The sequence below is a fragment of the Halorubrum xinjiangense genome, assembly GCF_900102375.1.
GTDB lineage: Archaea > Halobacteriota > Halobacteria > Halobacteriales > Haloferacaceae > Halorubrum > Halorubrum xinjiangense.
Genome location: NZ_FNBO01000001.1, coordinates 159,893 through 176,389, shown reverse-complemented (window position 1 = coordinate 176,389; position 16,497 = coordinate 159,893). Strand labels below are relative to the sequence as shown.

Sequence of the window (16,497 nt, the reverse complement as noted above, 5' to 3'; positions counted from 1 at the left end):
GCGGTGGCTCCGCCGGCGGGTCCCGGTCAGATCATCGATGCGAGTCGCCCCCGCGCCGCCGTCAGATCATCGACGCGAGGTGGAGCGTGTACAGGCGGTAGAGCCCAGTTACCCACGCGCACAGCCACAGCAGCATGAAGCCGGCGACGCCGGCGCGGAGCCGCTTCCGCCAGTGGCCCATGTCCTCGTGGATCTCGTCGATGTCGACGTCGAGGTCCTCGTAGGCGTCCGCGTTCCGCTTCGCCTGGAAGATCCGCACGATCCCGGTGAGCGCGAACGCCAGAAGGGCGTACGCCTGAACGCCGAAGAACGCGTGGAGGATCGCCATCCCCGTCAGCTGGTCGAGGACGCGCGGGATCATCCACCCGACGATGGGGACCGTCGTGAGCACCAGCCCCGCGACGATGTACCGCAGGTGCCGCATCAGCACGTTCCACGACACCGTCTCCGCGTCGATCATGATCCAGGCGCCGTACAGCAGGAAGGGGAGGCTCGTCGTCACGGACATCCCGGCGAGCGCCGCGATGACCGACTCGTCGACCATGTCCGCGGCTACGTGCTCCGGCGCGTAAAGCCCCGCGATCCGTGCCCGGACTCCCGCCGCTCGGCGTGCGGTCCCGGGTTCTCGGCGGCCGGGCGCGGACGAAAACAGTTAGCGTCAGGAGCACGTACACCGAGCCGATGGAGGACACCTCGACGCGGTCAGAGTCGGAGTCGCCGCCGGAGGAGTCTGCCGATCCGGCGCCCGACGGTCCGAGAGACCCGGACTCGGCGACCGGAGACGACGGATCTCCGGACGGCGACGCCGACGGGACTCCGGCGGGAGGCGCTTCGCCCGCCGACGCCGACCGGACTCGGGCGGACGAGACCGACATCGAGGCCCTCCGCGAGCGCGTCGAGTCGGAGTACGACTTCGACGACTTTGGGCCGTCGGACATGGCTCAGATGAGCGCCGAGGAGTGGGACGCCGCCTTCGACCCCGACACGTGGATCACCGGCGACAGGCTCCTCGACCGCGTCGACGCCGAACTGAAGTCGCGGATCGCGACCCGAGACGTGTTCGGCGTCCTCGAGCGCGTCCGCGAGGACGGCGAGGAGCGTATCCTCGTCTACTCCGACGAGGGGTACGCGATCATCAGCCCCACGGGTCAGGTCCGCGGCGAGGGGACGGTCCTCCGGGACATCGAGCCGGTCGTCGCGCTGGCGGCGATGGACTCGTACGAGGTGCCCGAGCCGCCGGACGACTGGTCGCTCCCGCACCCGGACAGCGTCCCGGAGGGGTCAGGCGAGTTCGGCAACCTCGTGATACAGGCCGTCGCGGCGGTTCAGGTGCTCGCCGGCGCGGCGCTCCTCGTCGCGAGCGCCGTGGCCGACCTCGGAACCATCGTCGCCCCCGCGATGGGGATCGTCTTCCTCTTGGTCGGCGTCTTCCTGTTCGCGATGGTGGCGAACGCGCGGCTCTCGGACCGGTTCCGTTCGGAGGAGTACCGGGACCGTCTGCGCGCGCTCCGCGAGGCGAAAGAGCGGCCCGAGTTCGTCCCCGTCGAGGACGGCGTGGTGACCGACGAGGAGGCCGCCGCAACCGATCGTGACCGAGACGCGTAATCCGCCGATTTCGGCGGTTTCAGCCCCCGAAGCCTCCTCCGTGTTGGCGGTTTCAGTCGGTGGGTTTAAGCGAACCCCGTCCTGAGTGAGTCTGTATGAAAAGGCGGGACTTCGTGCGGACGGCCGGCGGCGCGACCGCCGCCGTCGCGGCCTCCGCCGGGGCGACCGGAACGGTGGCCGCACAGGAGGTACAGCCCGACTGGCCGAGCGGGGCGGCCGACGGGAACGTCGGGTCGTACACCGACGCCCGCGGCCAAGACGAAGTGACCATTTCGGTCGGTGCCGGCAGTGACGGCCTCGCGTTCGACCCGACCCTAGTGTGGGTCGACGAGGGGACGACCATCGTCTGGGAGTGGACCGGAAACGGCGGCGACCACAACGTCCAGACGGTCGACGACGGCGGCCCGGCCGCCCTCGACAGCGGCGACCCGGTCGGCGAGGAGGGGTACACATACGAGTACGAGACCGCTGGCGAGGACGCCGGTATCACTCACTACCACTGCGTCCCCCACACCGCGGTCGGCATGCACGGCGGTATCGCCGTCGGCGAGGACGTCGAAACGGTCGAGGTCGGCGGCGCGAACACCGGGTGGCCGGAGGACATCGCCAAGGTCGGCGTGCCGCTCCACGCCCACTGGGTCGGCATCTCCGCGATCCTCGGCATCGGGCTGACGTTCGTGTTCACGTTCTACATGCTCAAGTACGGCGAGTCCGCCCACACCGGCCACGGAGGTGCGAGATGAGTTCCGGCGGCTCCTCGTACGGCGATATCCACCGGTACGAGCCGGCCCGCGAGAGCACCGCCGCCGCGATTGCGATCGTCCTCCTCACCGTCATCGAGGTCGTCTTCGTCGCGCTGTTCACCTACGGACTGATGTCCGCGTGGGCCTCGACGGAGGCCGGGAACATGTACGTCGGCGCGCTGTTGGCCTTCATCTTTATTGATCTCGCGTTCATCCTCCTGTTGTACCGGAAGGAGTTCCTCCCGGACGTGATGATCGTGAAGAAGCGCCGCCGCAAGTGGGAGGACCTGTACGTCCGCGAAGAGGACAAGGAGGGCAAGGGAATCGACACCGGCGGACTCGCCGAGACGCTGAAGCGCGCGGTGTACCCGTACTACAAGAAGTGATTCGACAATGAGCCTGAAAAAACAAGACGATATGGACCACAACGCGTGGCTCAAGAGTCAGGACCTCACCGCGATCGAGACGGCGTTCCTGACCACGCTCATCTGGCTGGACAAGCGGCTCCGCATCGTCGACTACCTCGAGCTGCTGGAGACGATGTACTACCGCGCCAACCTCCAGATGCCGAAGAGCCACACCGAGCAGTACGACCTCGACAACAAGTTCTGGTACTGGTACCCGCTGTACTCGCTCGGGTCCCTCTCTATCATCGCGTACCTGCTCGCGGCAGTGTCCGGCGCGCTGCTCGGGTTCTACTACGCCCCGTCGACCGCCGGCGCGGCCGCGCAGGGCGACCCCACCGCGGCGTACGACTCGATGGTGATGATCATGACGGACGTCCAGTTCGGCTTCATGCTCCGGTCGATCCACCGCTGGTCGGCGCAGTTCATGGTGGCCGCGGTGTTCCTCCACATGCTGCGCGTCTACTTCACCGGCGCGTACAAGGAGCCGCGCGAGGTCAACTGGATCCTCGGCGTCGTCCTCATCGCCCTGACGCTTTTGTTTGGCTTCTCTGGGTACGTCCTCCCGTGGAAGCAGCTGTCCTTCTGGGCGGCGCAGATCGGCGTCGAACTGGCGCTCGCGACCCCGATAATCGGCGAGTGGGCGGCCCAGCTGCTGTTCGGCGGCTTCACCCTCGGACAGGCGACGCTCGTGAGAATGTACATCCTGCACGTGTTCGTGCTGCCGTTCGTGGTCACCGCGCTCATCGCGATCCACGTCGGCATCGTCTGGGTGCAGGGCATCGCGGAGCCGCACTAATCCAATGACCGACGACACCACCCCCATGACGGACGGAGGCACCGACGAGGAGGCGCGCACCGACGGCGGCCCGCCGGCGACGGTCCCGCCGGACGACGAGACGCCGACCTGGTCCGAGCGGAAAGAGCGGAGCCAGGGGCTCGCCCAGCTCACCTACCAGTACTTCGAGCGCTCCCGGCGCGAGGACGAAGACCTCCGTACGGAGTCGACGTACGTCGAGCGCGACGTGCTCGGCTTCCCGACGTGGCCCCACGAGACGATCCGGAACCTCGCGATCACGTCCTTTTTCCTCGGGATCATGCTCCTCGTGGCTTCGATCATGCCGGGGCACTTCGGCGATCCGGCCAACCCCGGCTCGACGCCGGCCATCATCCTCCCCGACTGGTACCTCTACTGGTCGTTCGGCCTGCTGAAGCTCGACCCGATCAACCCGGACCTCGCGGTGCTGGGCGGCAACATCGTCATGTCGAACGAGCTGCTCGGGCTCATCGCCCACGGCGCCATCTTCGGCGTCATCACGCTCGTTCCCTTCCTCAACAAGGGGAACGCGCGGCGCCCCGTCGAGGAGCCGGGCTGGGCCGCGCTCGGTGTGGCCGGCGTCATCCTGGCGATCACGCTTGCGGTGCTCGCCATCCAGAACTTCTTCCCGGTCCCGCTCGAGCTGCTGTTCTCGCTCGTGTTCATGCTCCCGGTCGCGGGCGGCGTGATCACCTACGCGGTGTTGAAGACGATGCGCGAGGGGTACATGTACGACCTCAACCGCCGGTACTACATGCTGCGGCCGCCGAAGTAAGCGGCCGAAACCACTCCGCCGCGGTAAAGCGACCGAGGCGCGACCGGGCTCCCGTTCCGGGCCCCGCTCCCGCCGTTCCGACGCTCCGTATACCAATGTCATCCTCAACAGACGGCGACTCCTCGCAGTCGTTCGACGAGACCGGCGATCCGATCGCGACCGACGACGACGCCGACCCGCGCAACGAACCGACGGGCCCGCGAGAGGGATCGAGCGGCCGAGAGGTCGTCGTCCCCTTCCGGCTGTACAAGGCCGTCACCGTCTTCTCGACGCTGGCCGCGGTCGTCACCTACTTCGTCGGGTTCACGCTCATCGACGCTGCGACGCTCCAGATCAGCTTTATCCGGACGACGATCGTCTACCTGCTCGACAGCGCCGGGATCTTGCCCCCCGAAGACGTACTCGTGGCGATACTGGCGATCACCGGCGTGGGCTTCATCGTCCTCGGGACCGCCGTGTACGTGCTCGGGACCCGGTTCCGCGGACAAGAGATGGGAAAGTCTCAAGACGACCCCAGCGAAACGTGAGATAATGGCAGACGAGTTCATGAAGGGCTTCGCCCTGTTCGCGATCGGCGGTCTCGGGTGGATCACCTTCGGCGGCTGGTACCGGACACCGTCATACTACCAGGTGTCACAGCTCGTGAACCCGGCGGAGGGCGTGAACACGGCGTACGGCGAGGCCGGCCTGCTCGCGGGCGACGTGTTCTTCTGGCTGATGGTCATCGGCGCGTTGACGTTCTGGGTGCTCATCCCCGCCAGCCGCCAGCTCCGCGAGGCTCTCAACGGCGACGACGACGCGGCCGCGAACTGACCGCGAAACCGCTCGTCTCGCTTCTCTGACCCTTCCGTCTCGTCCGTCCGCGGCGCGTCGGCACCCGCCGACGAACCGAGAGCTTTTCACCGCCGCTCGCCCCAGCCCTGCGCATGAGTGAGCCGACGCGCCGCCTCGCGGTTCTCGGCTGCGGCGAGCCGGCGGCGGCCATCCGATCGGCGGCGACCGCCGCGGACGCGCCTCTCGTCGACCGCTCCGCGGCGGACGCCGTCGTCGCCGTCGGTGCGGCCGCGCTCCGGAGCGCGATGCGCGCGGCCGCGAGCGAGGGCTCGCGCTCGGTTCCGATCCTCCCGGTCGGCGACGAGCGTCACGCGATCGACCCCGATCTCGCGGCCAACCGCCTCGCGGACGTGGTCGACGGTGTCAGGGGGGACGCGGCCGCGTTCGACGGGTTCGCCCGCGTCGAGCATCCGGTGTTGACGGTCGGCGGCACGGACGACGATCGCCCGCAGTTCGCGGCCGCGGACGTCGCCTTCGTGACGGCGGAACCGGCGCGTATCTCCGAGTACGGGATCGGGTTCCCCGACGGCGAGTCGGTTTCGGTGCGCGCGGACGGCGCTGTGGTCGCGACGCCGCTCGGCAGCGACGGGTACGCGGCTGCGGCCGGCGGCCCGGTGGTGTCGCCCGGCGGCGGCCTCTCGGTCGTCCCCGTGGCGCCGTTCACGACTCGTCCCGACACGTGGGTCGCGAGCGGCGGCGTCCGCGTCACGGTCGAGCGCGGTGAGGAACCGGTCGCGCTTGTTATCGACGGCGCCCGCAGCGGGACCGTCGAGCCGCACCGCGGGGTCGATATCGAGGTCGCGGCGACGGTCGATCTCCTCTCGCCGACGGCCGAGTGAGGCGACGCCTCGCCCACCGTCGCCGCGTTCGCGCCCCTGACGCGAGCGCAGCGATCGGAAACACTCTAATACGTCGTGAACGGAAATGGTGGATATGGACCCACTGCAGTTCCTCGTTCCCCTCGGCTGGCTGGCGGCCGCCGGGCCGGCGCTGCCGTACGCGATCTTCGTGATGACCGTCGCGAACCTCGCGACGCGGCACCTCGCGCACAAGCGACACGTCGACCAGGGACAGGACGCCGACAGCGTGGAGGCGTACACTCCGCACGTGTTCACCAACGTCGGGCTCGTCCTCCTCTCGTTCCTCTTCATCCTCGACTCGCCGGTGAGCGGGACGATCCTAGCGGTGCTCGTGCTCGCGATGTTCATCGCCGACTTCTTCGAGCTGGAGGCGCGCAACGTCGAGGCCCGCAACGACATGGAGATCGAGGCGCCGAAGAGCTCGATCGCCGCCTCGCTCGTCGTGTTAGTGTGGTCGTCGTACTACGCGCTGTTCTTCCTCATCGAAGGGATCTGGAACCAGTTCGTCGTCGCCTGACGGACTCCGCCCCCGACCGCGCTTTCTTCCGCCGCTTGCGGTTCCTCTCTCTGCTCGCTGCTTAGAACGTCCAGTCGCCGGTGAGCTTCATCCCCGTCGCCTTCCCCTCGGCTTCGAGCGCCGCGGCGATCTCGTCGGTGTCTCGGCGGGGGATCGACGCGTCCGCCTCGGCGAGGTCGACGACCAACTCGGTGAGGAGGATCGCTTGCTCCCGGAGATTGCGCGACTCCAGCTTGTCGAGGGTGTCGGCGTGGGTGTGGCCCCAGCCGCGGCCGCGTCCCTCGGTCTCGCCGGAGACCATGTAGCCGGGAATCCCCCGCTTCACGAACGGCCAGTGGTCGCTGTGGGGGACCAGATCGCTCCCCGTCGCGATCGGGTGGTCGAAGCGGTCGCTCACGCGCTCGGCGGCGGCGGCCAGCGCGTCGAAATCGTGGTGGTCGAGCCGCAGCGTCCGGCCGAACACGTTGCTGTCGACGTTGACGACGGCGCGGACCGCCGCTCGGTCGGCGGTCTCGGCGGCCACCGAGGAGCCGACGAGCCCGACCTCTTCGGCGCCGAAGGCGGCGAACCGCACCTTCACGTCGAGCTCCTCTTCGCGCGCCGCGAGCGCCCGCGCGACCTCGACTATCGTCGCGGTCCCGGCGCCGTTGTCCATCGCCCCCTCCGCGAGGTCGTGGGCGTCGACGTGCGAGGAGACGATCAGGTGTTCGTCGGTGTCGGGCCCCAACTCGGCGACGGCGTTCCCGCTCGTCGCCGTCGGCGTCTTACAGTCGACCGCGACGGTGAGGTCGTCGCCCTCGTTCCGTCGCGCGAGCCGGGCGCCGGTCTCCTTCGAGACGCCGACCGCCGGGACCGCCCCGATCGGCGCGTCCGCGGTCCCGACGCTCCCGGTCGGCGGGAGCGTCCCCTCGACGTGGTTGGCGAAGACGAAGGCGGCGGCGCCGGCGTCGACGGCGCGGTAGTACTTCTCGCGACGGTGGATGAACCGGTCGACGGCGTCGGGGGTGTCCGACGAGACCATCACGACCTTCCCGTTGAGGTCGGCCTCGAAGTCTTCTGGAATCCCGTAGCCGAGGTCGACGAACTCGCCGCTCGCCTCGCCGCTCGGGCTGCGCGGCAGCGCGATACACTCGTTCGGGCCGACCGCGACCGGTTCGCCCGTCGCCGCGTCCCGGACCGCGCTGTCGCCGCGCTCCCAGCCCTGGATCTCGAACTCCTCGATCGCCGCGTTCCGCGCGCCCGCGTCGGCAAACGCGTCGCGGGTCAGCTCTAGGGCCTCGCGCTCGCCCGCCGAGCCGGCCATCCGGTCGCCGACGTCGACGAGGTTGAGGAGGTGGTTCCAGCCCGCGTCGCTCGTGAACGTCTCGCCGATCCACTGTGTCATGGGTAGGGGTGTCGCGGCCGCCGCTCAAGCGTTTCGGTGGCGGCGGGGGCGGCCGGAACCGGGCGGCGAGGGTGGGGCGGCGGGGGCGTGCCGGTTGGGCGGCGGGAGCGTGCCGGTTGGGCGGCGGAGCGGCCGGGTGACGGGGCGGTTAGGCGGGGAGAGCCGCTCAGACCGGAACGACCGGCAGAAGGACCGTCGCGGCCTCGGCGGCCGCGAACGTCGAGTCGTACAGGTGGTTTAAGAGAAGGTAGGTGACGACCCCGAGCGCGAGCGAGAGGATCCACGCGCTCGCCGCGATCCGCCCGACGCGCCGGTGGGGCGTCTCGGTGCGCAGCTCCTGCTCGCTGTGCGTGAGCCCGAGGACGATGGCGTAGAGGACGACGGGCACGGAGACGACCGAGAGCAGGATGTGGATCGCGAGCATGATCAGGTACGCGGGGTACACCCAGTCCCACAGCGGGACCCACGCGTACGAGGAGTCCAGCACGAACTCCTTGGTGCCGCCGCCGGCGACTTTCGGGAGGTACATCGCGAGGAAGAGGAGGATGAGACCGAAGGAGGTCGTCATCGCCGCGGCGTGTTTCTTCACCTCGTCGTTGCGGATCCAGTACCAGCCGAGCGAGAGGGTGAGCACGGCGACCGTGTTGACGGCGGCGATGGCGTGCGCGAGCAGGTCGACCGTCCCCTTCGTGAGCGTCGGGAACAGCGCCTGGAACTCGGGGACGAGGAAGACGCCGCCGACGGCGCCGTAGCCGACGACGGTGAGGAGGACGGTTATCGCGGTGGCCCGCTCTTTCGCCCGCTCGCGAACGCTGGCGGTAGACATATCGGAGGGAGGGAGCGGAGCGATAAGTCGGCTTCGGGTCCTCCCGCCGGTCGGGAGGTTTCGCCCGCTCTCGCCCCGGCGGGACTACCGCTCGATGACGCCCGTCGCGGTCGCGACCTCGACCGCGGCCTCCTCGTTGATCCCGCCCTGGAGGATGGTGTAGCGGTCGCGGATCTCGTGGGCGCTCGTCAGGGCGGCGAGCAGCTCCGCGTCGTCGATCCCCAGCTCGCTCGCGGTCGTGGGGGCGTCGAGCTCGTCGAGGGCGTCGCGGATGGCGCTCCACCGCCCGTTCTCGCCGCTGTGGAGGTACTCGGTCATGATCGAGGCGACGCCGACCTGGTGTCCGTGGAGCGCCTTGCCGGGCGCGATGCGGTCGAGCTGGTGAGAGATGAGGTGCTCCGCCCCGGAGGCGGGCCGCGAGGAGCCGGCGATGGACATCGCGACGCCGGAGGAGACGAGCGCCTTCACGACCACCCACGCGGACTCCTCTAGGCCGGGCCGGATCATGTCGGCGTTCTCGACGAGGAGCTCCGCGGTCATCTCCGAGAGCGCGCCGGCGTACTCGCTGTACTCGACGTTGCGCAGGCGCTGGGCGAGCCGCCAGTCCTTCACGGCGGTGTAGTTCGAGATGATGTCGGCACAGCCCGCGGTGGTGAGCCGCCACGGCGCCTCCGCGAGCAGCGTCGTGTCCGCGACGACGGCCAGCGGCGGGTCGGCGGCGACGGAGTGGCGCGTGTCCCCTTCGGGGATCGAGGAGCGCCCCGAGACGATACCGTCGTGGGAGGCGACCGTCGGGACGGAGACGAAGCCGACGTCCAGGTGGTCGGCGGCCATCTTCGCGATGTCGATGGGCTTGCCGCCGCCCAAGGCGATCAGGTAGCCCGGGTCGACCGCCTCGGCGGTCTCGGTGAGCTCCTCGACCGCGGCGAAGGAGGCGTCCTCGACGACCGCGGTCGCCGGGTCGTCGAACTGCGCCCGGACGCGGTCGCCGGCGATCTCGTTGGGCGTCGGGCTCGTCACGATCAGCGGCCGCCCCGTGAGGTACAGCTCGCCGACCGCCTCCCCGAGGTCGTCGATGACGTCGTGCCCGACGAGGACGTTGCGCGGGAGCTTGATCCACGTCGTCTTCTCGAACATGGCTCAGATACGCGACCGGAGGGTCTAGAAGATGCGGATTTTCGAACGGATCGCCGAGCCCGCGAAGCGGAACCCGCCGCCGCGGACCGAGCCGGATCGCGGCAGCTACGTATAAATAGACAACGCGCACCGCGTCCGACGCGGTGGCGCGCCTCCGAGCGGCCGCCACCGGCGTCCTCTCGGCTGGGGCTTTGGCGGTGTTCTCCGCCGATCTGTTATCAGGTGTTTATAAGCGAACGGTTGGGATTCAACGGCGTTCGCCCTCGCCTCGCCAGCAGCCGTTTATAAGTAAGCGACAGCGACCCCGGCGTCGCGGCCGCTTCGTCCGCGCTCTGGTCGACCCCACGCCACTCACACGACTCCGGCGAGGAGCGCCAGCGCGTCTATCGTCGTCGCCGCGTCGTAGAGGAAGTAAACGCCGAAGCCGGCGAGGACGATCGCCGAGCCGATCGCGACGACCGGCGCGAGCGTCTCGATCCGGCGTTCGGCGGCGACGAGACCGGTCGGGAACCCCACGATCCACGTCAGCACGCCGAGGAAGAAGCCGCCGATGAGCGCCGGCGAGCCGGTGGCCACGACGAACGTCCCCGCCAGGTCCGCACCGACCACCGGGAGGCGCGCGAGGACGTCGAGCTCGCCGGGCCGGAGCATCCCGACGCCGACGGTCAGCCAGAACAGCACCTGATACGGGTTCGTTAAGGCGAGCACCAGCGCCTTGCGAAACCCCTCCCCCGATCCGATCGCCGGCTCGTCGCCCGACGTGGGCCGGAACGACGCGCGGGCGCCGCGGGCGGCGTCGACCGCGAAGTACAGCATCAAAACGCCACCGACCGCGACCATCGCCGCTCGGAGCAGCGGGAGCGACTCCACGACCGCGACGACCCCCACGTACGCGAGGACGAAGAAGACCGCGTCGGCGGTCGCCGCCCCGAGCCCGGCTTGAAAGCCGGCGAGACGGCCGCGGAGGACCGACTCCTCCGCGATCACCGCGTTCATCGGGCCGGGCGGCGCCGCGAGCGCCAGGCCGAAGACGACGCCCGCACCGAGCGATACCAAGGTACTCACACCCGTCGCAACGCCCGGTTTCGTGAAAAACCTCGCGACAGAGAGGCGGTCGGTAGCGGTCGATTCCGGGCCGCACGCCCGAGATCGACGCATCGAGGGACAGATCCGATCACGGCGAGGGACAGATCCGATCACGGTCGGGCGGGCGGAGCCCGACGGGACGACGCGCTCCGCCCGCGTCGGTCCCGCGGCTAGGCGTCCTGAAGCTCGGCGTCGCGGAGCGCCTCGTTGAGGTCCTCGCGGACGCGCTCGCCGGTCTCGCGGTCCATCGCCGTGGTGACGATCCGGTTCTCCTGGACGCTGGAGCCGTCCCGGAGGAGGAGCCGGACGTTGCCGTTCGTCCCCGCGCGCGTCGCCTTCGCGCGGAGGCCCGTCCGCGAGCCCGTCCCGCCGGCGTCGATGGGGCCGGGAACGATCTTCTTGACGTGCGGGTGTTCCGCGACGGTCTGGACGGCCTTCCGCCCCTTGCGGTCGCCGATGAGCGTGGAGTGCGACCCGCCGATCTTCTCGCGCGGCGGGGTCTCGACCACCGCCAGCGACCGGTCGCCCCGTCGGTCGAGCACCCATCGGACGACCGGGCTCACCTCCGTCTCGGGGCCGTCGTTCGGGGAGTCGCTGGCGGTTCCGCCGCCCCGACCGCTCTCGTCCGCGCCTCCGTCGGGGACGCGGTAGAACTCGTGGTGGAGCTGTGCGCGCGTCTCGCGCAGCGGCTCGCGCTCGCCGGCGGCGTAGACGGTGTCGGGGCGCTTCCGGCGGATCTCGTCGGCGACGCGACCCGCGAAGTTCCGCAGCTGGACCTCGGTCAGGCGCTCCTCGTCCTCCGGTCGCGTGGTGACCGTCGTCTCGCCGACGACGTCGTCCTCGCGGAGCAGTGTCAGGTGCGCGCGGTCCGGCTCGAACTCGGCGACGACCGCGTCGGCGTTGGCGGTGTTACAGGTCAGACAGTAGTCCCCGGGCTTTGCTAACGGGGTCCCACACCGCCGGCAGTTCATACCGATCGGACGGTCGTGGAAGATAAAAGGGCGTCCGTTCGGCGGCCGAGCGACGGCCGATCGGTACGTCCGACGGCGGACGGTAACGACAGCTTATAACCCTCGCCGGCCTCCGTACCGGACATGGACGGAGACCGACGCCGCGACGGCGACGCCGGCGCCGACGCGGACCCCGGTGACTCGGAGTCCGACGACGCGCTCGCCGGCGAGCCGGAGTCCGTCGAGGACCGGCTGGCGCGACTGGTCCGCGACGGGCGGGTCAACGCGCTCGCGGCGTGGGCGATGATCGCGGTCCTGGCGGGGGTCCTCGTCGAGAGCGCGCTCGCGTACGACCTCCTGTCGGCGGCGATCGTCGTCGGCCTCGGCGCGGTCGTGCTCGCGCCGACGGCCGCGGCCCGAGACTGGCGGGCGATGCTCCCGGCCGAGCTGGTCGGACTCGCGCTGTTGCCGGTCCTGGTTCGGGTGTTCCTCGGCGGCGAGCTGGGGACGTTTGCGACGTACGTCGCCATCGCGGCGCTGGCGCTCGTGATCGTCGTCGACCTCCACATGTTCACGACGCTGCGGCTCACTCACTGGTTCGCGGTCGCCTTCGTCGTGCTGGCGACGCTGGCGACGGCGGCGGTGTGGACGGTGCTGCGCTGGAACCTCGACCAGCGCGTCGGCACCGAGTTCCTGACGACGAACGACGCCCTGATGATCGAGTGGATCTACGTCACGCTGGCCGGGCTCGCGGCCGGGGTACTCTTCGACGGCTACTTCCGGCAACGCGGGCTCGTGCTCCGCCGCGCAATCCGGCGGGTGATGCGGCGATGACGCTGCTCCCCCGCCCCTCGCTCGCGTCGCAGCGCCGGCTCACGGGCGCGATGCAGGTCCTCCTCGTCGGCATCGTCGCGTACGGCTTCCTCGCGGGCGAGCAGAAGGCGATAAGCAACGGGATAATCGGGTTCTTCGTCACGCTGATCCCCGCCGCCTCGGAGCGGCGGTACGACCTCCCGCTCGACCCGTGGCTCGCGCTGTGGATCACCTCCGCCGTCTTCCTCCACACCGTCGGGTCCGCCGGCTTCTACGCGCGAATCGAGTGGTGGGACCACGTTACCCACTCGCTTTCGGCCTCGGTCGTCGCGGCCGCAGGCTACACGGCGCTCCGGGGGGTCGACCTCCACAGCGACGGGATCCGGATCCCGTCGCGGTTCGCGTTCGTCTTCATCGTCGTCGTCGTGCTGGCGTTCGGCGTGCTCTGGGAGCTGTTCGAGTTCGGGCTCGACATCATCGCCACCGAGACCGGGATCGACATGCCGCTCGCCCAACACGGGCTCGAAGACACAATCTCCGATCTCACGTACAACACCGTCGGCGCGATCCTCGTGGGGCTGTTCGGGCAGGCGCACCTGTCGGGGCTCGCGGAGCGAGTCCGCGACCAGCTACTGACTCGCACGCAGGGCTGAGTTCCGGCGCGCCTACGCCAGACAGGCCGCCACGACCCGCAGCGCCGCCTCGCCCCGAACCTCGTTCGCGAGGAGGGGCACGCGCTTCACGTCGCGGCCGCGGAACAGGTCTGTCGCCTCGCGGAGCGCGTTCTGCTGGACCTCCCAGCGGCGCGCGCAGAACTCGCAGGTGTCCGGGTTCGGCTCGACCACCCAGTCGGGGTCGATACTCGGTCCGTCCCCGCCGGTCACGTCGCCGACGCCCTCCATCACCCGGTTGACGACGAGCGTGTTCACCGGAATCTCGAACTCGTCGAGGCGCGCGACGAGCCGCTCGGACTCGACGACGCTCATCTCCTCGGGGATCATCACGACGCGGAAGTCGGTCTTCGCGGGGTCGCGGAGGACCGCCCGCAGGCGCTCGATGCGCCCGCGCAGCTCTTCGAGGTCGGCAGAGGGGTCGGGGTCGTCGTCGCCCCCGCCGAACATGCCCTTTATCCCGTCCATCATCCCGGAGAAGCGCTGGCGGAGCTTCATCACGCGGCCGAGCATCGAGTCCATGATCTCCGGCAGCTGAAGCAGCCGGAGGGTGTGACCCGTCGGCGCGGTGTCGACGACGACGCGGTCGAACCGCGGGTCGTCCAAGTACTCCAGCAGCTGGCGCATCGCCGCCGCCTCGTCGGCGCCGGGCATCGTCCCGCCGAGGAGGCCGCCGAGCCCCTCTCCGTCCTCGCCCGCCATCCCGTCGCCGTCACCGGGACCCCCGGCGCCGCCCATCCCGCCCATCGCGTCGCCCATCTCGCCGAGGCCGCCGAGGGGGTCGGCGTCGGCGCCGAACATCCCCTCCTCCATCGCGGCGTCGGGGTCGATCTCGGCGGCGTATAAGGGAATCTCCTCGCGGATGCGCGCCGGCTCCGCGGGGATCTCCGTCTCGTAGGTGTCCGAGAGCGAGTGTGCGGGGTCGGTGGAGACGACGAGCGTCCGGACGCCGCCCGCGGCCGAGGCGAGCCCCGTCGCGGCCGCCATCGTCGTCTTCCCGACGCCGCCCTTCCCGCCGTACAGCACGTAGTCGGGCGCCTCGACGCCCGCCGGGAGGTCGGCGAGATCGTCGTCGACGGTGAGGGGTTCGTCGTCGGCCGGCTCGACGGCGCTCTCGTCTTCGGGCTCGTCGACGCGGTCGACGGGCTCGACGTCGATGTCGTCCATACCGAACTGTCGTCGCGGCGGGTTTGTGTACCCGTCGGTCCCGAGAAGATAGCTACGCAGTTTCTGCGGCGAACTTCCTTGAATCCTCAGTCGATCGTTTATAAATGGTGAGTATGGATCGACAGTGAACACCCACAGAGACTCAGCCACTCGCTTATAAATGACTGATAACGGATCCATCGCGAACACCTCCAAAGCCCCAGCCGCAAGGCGGGCGCACGCTCGCTGCGCTCCTCACTCGGTCACTCACTGCGTTCGCTCCCTCGTTGCGGTGCTTACATCGCCTGCGCCCGCCTTGCGGCTGCCCCTTTGAGTCCCACCCGACCGCAACCGCACCTCACGCCTCCCCAGCCTCGCGGCTCCCTCCGCTTCGCTTCGGTCGCCGCGTCCCTCGCGCGTGCTCCTCGCGCCCGTTGGGCGCTCGGAGGCACGCGCCACCGCACTGCCGTTTATTTATAAAGGATTATTCGATCGCGCCGTCGCGCTCGACGTCCATCCCGAGGTCGGCCATCGCGTCGAAGAAGCCGGGGAACGAGACGTCGACGTGCTCGGCGCCGCGGACGGTCGTCGTCCCCTCGGCGGCGAGCGCGGCGACGGACAGCGCCATCACGATCCGGTGGTCGTGGCGGCCGTCGACAGTGGCTCCCTCGAGATCGCTCTCGCCGCCGTGAACCGTGAGGACGTCGGGCTCTTCAGTCGTCTCGGCGCCGAGCTTCTCCAGTTCCTCGGCCATCGCGGCGACGCGGTCGGTCTCCTTGTAGCGGACGTGCTCGCAGTTCTCGATCCGGGTCTCACCGTTCGCGACCGCGCCGAGCACGGCGATCGTCGGCAGGAGGTCGGGCGTGTCGCCCACGTCGACCGTGACGCCGGAGAGGTCCGCGCGCTCCACCGCTATCTCGCCGGCCTCGCGGTCCCAGTCGACGGGCGCGCCCATCTCCTCGACGATCTCGACGATCGCGGCGTCCCCCTGCGCGCTCGGGCGGGCGCCCTCGATCCGGACTGTCTCGCCGGGCACGGCCGCGACCGCGCCCGCGCCGAGCAGGTACGAGATAGAGGAGAAGTCGCCCGGCACGGCGTAGCTGCCGCCCGCGGGCTCGTAGGTCTGCCCGCCGGGGACCGAGAAGCCGGCGGCGCCGGCGGCGCCGTCGAGGGGATCGCCGGCCGCGTCGATCGGGGTCGCCTCGACGCCGAAGTCGGCGAGCAGTTCGAGCGTGATATCGACGTACGGGGCGGACTTGAGGTCGGTCGTGAGCTCCACTTCGACCCCCTCGTCGGTGACCGCACCGGCCATCAGCAGCGCGGTGACGTACTGCGAGGAGACGTCGCCGGGGATGGCGACCTCGCCGCCCGCGAGCGGCCCGGCGACGACGAGCGGGGCCTGCCCGTTCGCCCGCGTCGACTCCGCGCGGACCCCGAGCTCGTCGAGCGCGTCGAGGAGCGGCCCCTGCGGCCGCGATCGGAGGGAGCCGTCGCCGGTGAGGACGGTCGTGCCGTCGGCGAGCGCGGCCGCGGCGGTGACGAGCCGCATCGTCGTCCCCGAGTTCGCGCAGTCGATCACGTCGTCGGGGACCGCGGGGCGGCCGCCGAACCCCTCGACCGCGAGCGCGTCGGCGCCGGCGAAGTCGCCGTCGGCTTCTGAAGTAGATTCCGCCTGTCCTCTCGCGGGCGCGACGGACCCGCCGAACGCCGCGACGGCGCGGGCGGTCGCCCGCGTGTCCGCGGAGATCAGCGGTGACTCGACGGTCGCGCCGTCGCTGTAGCCGGCCGCGAGCAGCGCACGGTGGGTGTAGCTCTTCGACGGCGGCGCGCGGGCGGCCCCTCGGAGGTCTGAGCGCGTGATGTGGACGTCCATATCCACTCTGCCGGCCGCGGCGACAAGTCGGTACCGGCCGCGGCACGATTGCGGTC

The 16,497-nt window shown here is 70.1% G+C and carries 19 protein-coding genes; 11 read left to right on the top strand and 8 right to left on the bottom strand.

Annotation, left to right across the window (positions count from 1 at the left end):
• Window positions 1-61: 61 nt before the first annotated feature.
• The gene (locus F3H13_RS00815; RefSeq protein ID WP_149797176.1) at window positions 62-544 is read right to left on the bottom strand and encodes a DUF7321 family protein; all 483 of its coding nucleotides are present in this window, start codon (window positions 542-544) and stop codon (window positions 62-64) included.
• A 137-nt stretch (window positions 545-681) separates the two neighbouring features.
• On the opposite strand from F3H13_RS00815, the gene F3H13_RS00810 reads away from it, so the two are divergent.
• From F3H13_RS00810 to F3H13_RS00770, 9 genes are all read left to right on the top strand, one after another.
• Entirely contained in the window at window positions 682-1,605 is a 924-nt protein-coding gene (locus F3H13_RS00810; protein WP_149797175.1) for a DUF7319 domain-containing protein, read from the top strand.
• A gap of 95 nt (window positions 1,606-1,700) precedes the next feature.
• Window positions 1,701-2,348, top strand: a complete 648-nt coding sequence (locus tag F3H13_RS00805) for a halocyanin domain-containing protein (protein WP_149797174.1) — start codon at window positions 1,701-1,703, stop codon at window positions 2,346-2,348.
• Window positions 2,345-2,734 (top strand): DUF7318 family protein, encoded by a 390-nt coding sequence (locus F3H13_RS00800; protein ID WP_004598369.1) that lies wholly within the window; start codon window positions 2,345-2,347, stop codon window positions 2,732-2,734. The genes F3H13_RS00805 and F3H13_RS00800 overlap by 4 nt, the downstream gene beginning before the upstream one ends.
• 7 nt (window positions 2,735-2,741) lie before the next feature.
• On the top strand, window positions 2,742-3,551 hold the full coding sequence (locus F3H13_RS00795; protein ID WP_149797173.1) for a cytochrome b: 810 nt from the start codon (window positions 2,742-2,744) through the stop codon (window positions 3,549-3,551).
• A gap of 4 nt (window positions 3,552-3,555) precedes the next feature.
• Window positions 3,556-4,344, top strand: coding sequence for a cytochrome b family protein (locus F3H13_RS00790; RefSeq protein WP_149797172.1), 789 nt, complete (start codon window positions 3,556-3,558; stop codon window positions 4,342-4,344).
• A 95-nt stretch (window positions 4,345-4,439) separates the two neighbouring features.
• The gene (locus F3H13_RS00785; protein WP_149797171.1) at window positions 4,440-4,871 is read left to right on the top strand and encodes a DUF7315 family membrane protein; all 432 of its coding nucleotides are present in this window, start codon (window positions 4,440-4,442) and stop codon (window positions 4,869-4,871) included.
• Window positions 4,872-4,875: 4 nt separating this feature from the next.
• Window positions 4,876-5,157, top strand: a complete 282-nt coding sequence (locus tag F3H13_RS00780; protein ID WP_149797170.1) for a DUF7314 family protein — start codon at window positions 4,876-4,878, stop codon at window positions 5,155-5,157.
• Between the two features lie 113 nt (window positions 5,158-5,270).
• The gene (locus tag F3H13_RS00775) at window positions 5,271-6,017 is read left to right on the top strand and encodes an NAD(+)/NADH kinase (RefSeq protein ID WP_149797169.1); all 747 of its coding nucleotides are present in this window, start codon (window positions 5,271-5,273) and stop codon (window positions 6,015-6,017) included.
• A 94-nt stretch (window positions 6,018-6,111) separates the two neighbouring features.
• The gene (locus F3H13_RS00770) at window positions 6,112-6,555 is read left to right on the top strand and encodes a DUF7313 family protein (RefSeq protein ID WP_149797168.1); all 444 of its coding nucleotides are present in this window, start codon (window positions 6,112-6,114) and stop codon (window positions 6,553-6,555) included.
• A gap of 61 nt (window positions 6,556-6,616) precedes the next feature.
• Here F3H13_RS00770 and F3H13_RS00765 read toward each other — a convergent pair whose 3' ends face one another.
• From F3H13_RS00765 to F3H13_RS00745, 5 genes are all read right to left on the bottom strand, one after another.
• On the bottom strand, window positions 6,617-7,939 hold the full coding sequence (locus F3H13_RS00765) for a M28 family peptidase (RefSeq protein WP_149797167.1): 1,323 nt from the start codon (window positions 7,937-7,939) through the stop codon (window positions 6,617-6,619).
• Window positions 7,940-8,105: 166 nt separating this feature from the next.
• A complete protein-coding gene (locus tag F3H13_RS00760) occupies window positions 8,106-8,765 on the bottom strand; it encodes a DUF420 domain-containing protein (protein ID WP_149797166.1) in 660 nt (219 codons plus the stop codon).
• Between the two features lie 84 nt (window positions 8,766-8,849).
• On the bottom strand, window positions 8,850-9,902 hold the full coding sequence (locus F3H13_RS00755) for an NAD(P)-dependent glycerol-1-phosphate dehydrogenase (protein WP_149797165.1): 1,053 nt from the start codon (window positions 9,900-9,902) through the stop codon (window positions 8,850-8,852).
• A gap of 351 nt (window positions 9,903-10,253) precedes the next feature.
• Window positions 10,254-10,967, bottom strand: a complete 714-nt coding sequence (locus tag F3H13_RS00750; RefSeq protein WP_149797164.1) for a LysE family translocator — start codon at window positions 10,965-10,967, stop codon at window positions 10,254-10,256.
• Window positions 10,968-11,158: 191 nt separating this feature from the next.
• On the bottom strand, window positions 11,159-11,959 hold the full coding sequence (locus F3H13_RS00745; RefSeq protein WP_149797163.1) for a DUF2103 domain-containing protein: 801 nt from the start codon (window positions 11,957-11,959) through the stop codon (window positions 11,159-11,161).
• Window positions 11,960-12,082: 123 nt separating this feature from the next.
• Here F3H13_RS00745 and F3H13_RS00740 point away from each other — a divergent pair, with 123 nt between their 5' ends.
• Window positions 12,083-12,772 carry a hypothetical protein gene (locus F3H13_RS00740; protein ID WP_149797162.1) on the top strand — a complete coding sequence of 230 codons (690 nt, stop codon included), beginning with the start codon at window positions 12,083-12,085 and terminating at the stop codon, window positions 12,770-12,772.
• A complete protein-coding gene (locus F3H13_RS00735; protein ID WP_149797161.1) occupies window positions 12,769-13,404 on the top strand; it encodes a hypothetical protein in 636 nt (211 codons plus the stop codon). The genes F3H13_RS00740 and F3H13_RS00735 overlap by 4 nt, the downstream gene beginning before the upstream one ends.
• Before the next feature lie 12 nt (window positions 13,405-13,416).
• On the opposite strand, the gene F3H13_RS00730 is transcribed toward F3H13_RS00735, so the two are convergent.
• Together F3H13_RS00730 and aroA are read right to left on the bottom strand one after the other, a co-directional pair.
• Window positions 13,417-14,589, bottom strand: coding sequence for an ArsA family ATPase (locus F3H13_RS00730; RefSeq protein ID WP_149797160.1), 1,173 nt, complete (start codon window positions 14,587-14,589; stop codon window positions 13,417-13,419).
• A 463-nt stretch (window positions 14,590-15,052) separates the two neighbouring features.
• The gene (aroA, locus tag F3H13_RS00720) at window positions 15,053-16,441 is read right to left on the bottom strand and encodes a 3-phosphoshikimate 1-carboxyvinyltransferase (RefSeq protein WP_149797158.1); all 1,389 of its coding nucleotides are present in this window, start codon (window positions 16,439-16,441) and stop codon (window positions 15,053-15,055) included.
• Window positions 16,442-16,497 lie beyond the last annotated feature (56 nt).

Excerpts from the sequence above, each read along its gene's own strand:
- F3H13_RS00740 (WP_149797162.1), top strand. The coding sequence starts at position 12,083 with ATGGACGGAGACCGACGCCGCGACGGCGACGCCGGCGCCGACGCGGAC.
- F3H13_RS00795 (WP_149797173.1), top strand. The coding sequence starts at position 2,742 with ATGAGCCTGAAAAAACAAGACGATATGGACCACAACGCGTGGCTCAAG.
- F3H13_RS00800 (WP_004598369.1), top strand. The coding sequence starts at position 2,345 with ATGAGTTCCGGCGGCTCCTCGTACGGCGATATCCACCGGTACGAGCCG.
- F3H13_RS00735 (WP_149797161.1), top strand. The coding sequence starts at position 12,769 with ATGACGCTGCTCCCCCGCCCCTCGCTCGCGTCGCAGCGCCGGCTCACG.
- F3H13_RS00765 (WP_149797167.1), bottom strand. The coding sequence starts at position 7,939 with ATGACACAGTGGATCGGCGAGACGTTCACGAGCGACGCGGGCTGGAAC.
- F3H13_RS00755 (WP_149797165.1), bottom strand. The coding sequence starts at position 9,902 with ATGTTCGAGAAGACGACGTGGATCAAGCTCCCGCGCAACGTCCTCGTC.
- F3H13_RS00810 (WP_149797175.1), top strand. The coding sequence starts at position 682 with ATGGAGGACACCTCGACGCGGTCAGAGTCGGAGTCGCCGCCGGAGGAG.
- F3H13_RS00785 (WP_149797171.1), top strand. The coding sequence starts at position 4,440 with ATGTCATCCTCAACAGACGGCGACTCCTCGCAGTCGTTCGACGAGACC.
- F3H13_RS00805 (WP_149797174.1), top strand. The coding sequence starts at position 1,701 with ATGAAAAGGCGGGACTTCGTGCGGACGGCCGGCGGCGCGACCGCCGCC.
- F3H13_RS00775 (WP_149797169.1), top strand. The coding sequence starts at position 5,271 with ATGAGTGAGCCGACGCGCCGCCTCGCGGTTCTCGGCTGCGGCGAGCCG.
- F3H13_RS00760 (WP_149797166.1), bottom strand. The coding sequence starts at position 8,765 with ATGTCTACCGCCAGCGTTCGCGAGCGGGCGAAAGAGCGGGCCACCGCG.
- aroA (WP_149797158.1), bottom strand. The coding sequence starts at position 16,441 with ATGGACGTCCACATCACGCGCTCAGACCTCCGAGGGGCCGCCCGCGCG.
- F3H13_RS00745 (WP_149797163.1), bottom strand. The coding sequence starts at position 11,959 with ATGAACTGCCGGCGGTGTGGGACCCCGTTAGCAAAGCCCGGGGACTAC.
- F3H13_RS00790 (WP_149797172.1), top strand. The coding sequence starts at position 3,556 with ATGACCGACGACACCACCCCCATGACGGACGGAGGCACCGACGAGGAG.
- F3H13_RS00815 (WP_149797176.1), bottom strand. The coding sequence starts at position 544 with ATGGTCGACGAGTCGGTCATCGCGGCGCTCGCCGGGATGTCCGTGACG.
- F3H13_RS00730 (WP_149797160.1), bottom strand. The coding sequence starts at position 14,589 with ATGGACGACATCGACGTCGAGCCCGTCGACCGCGTCGACGAGCCCGAA.
- F3H13_RS00780 (WP_149797170.1), top strand. The coding sequence starts at position 4,876 with ATGGCAGACGAGTTCATGAAGGGCTTCGCCCTGTTCGCGATCGGCGGT.
- F3H13_RS00770 (WP_149797168.1), top strand. The coding sequence starts at position 6,112 with ATGGACCCACTGCAGTTCCTCGTTCCCCTCGGCTGGCTGGCGGCCGCC.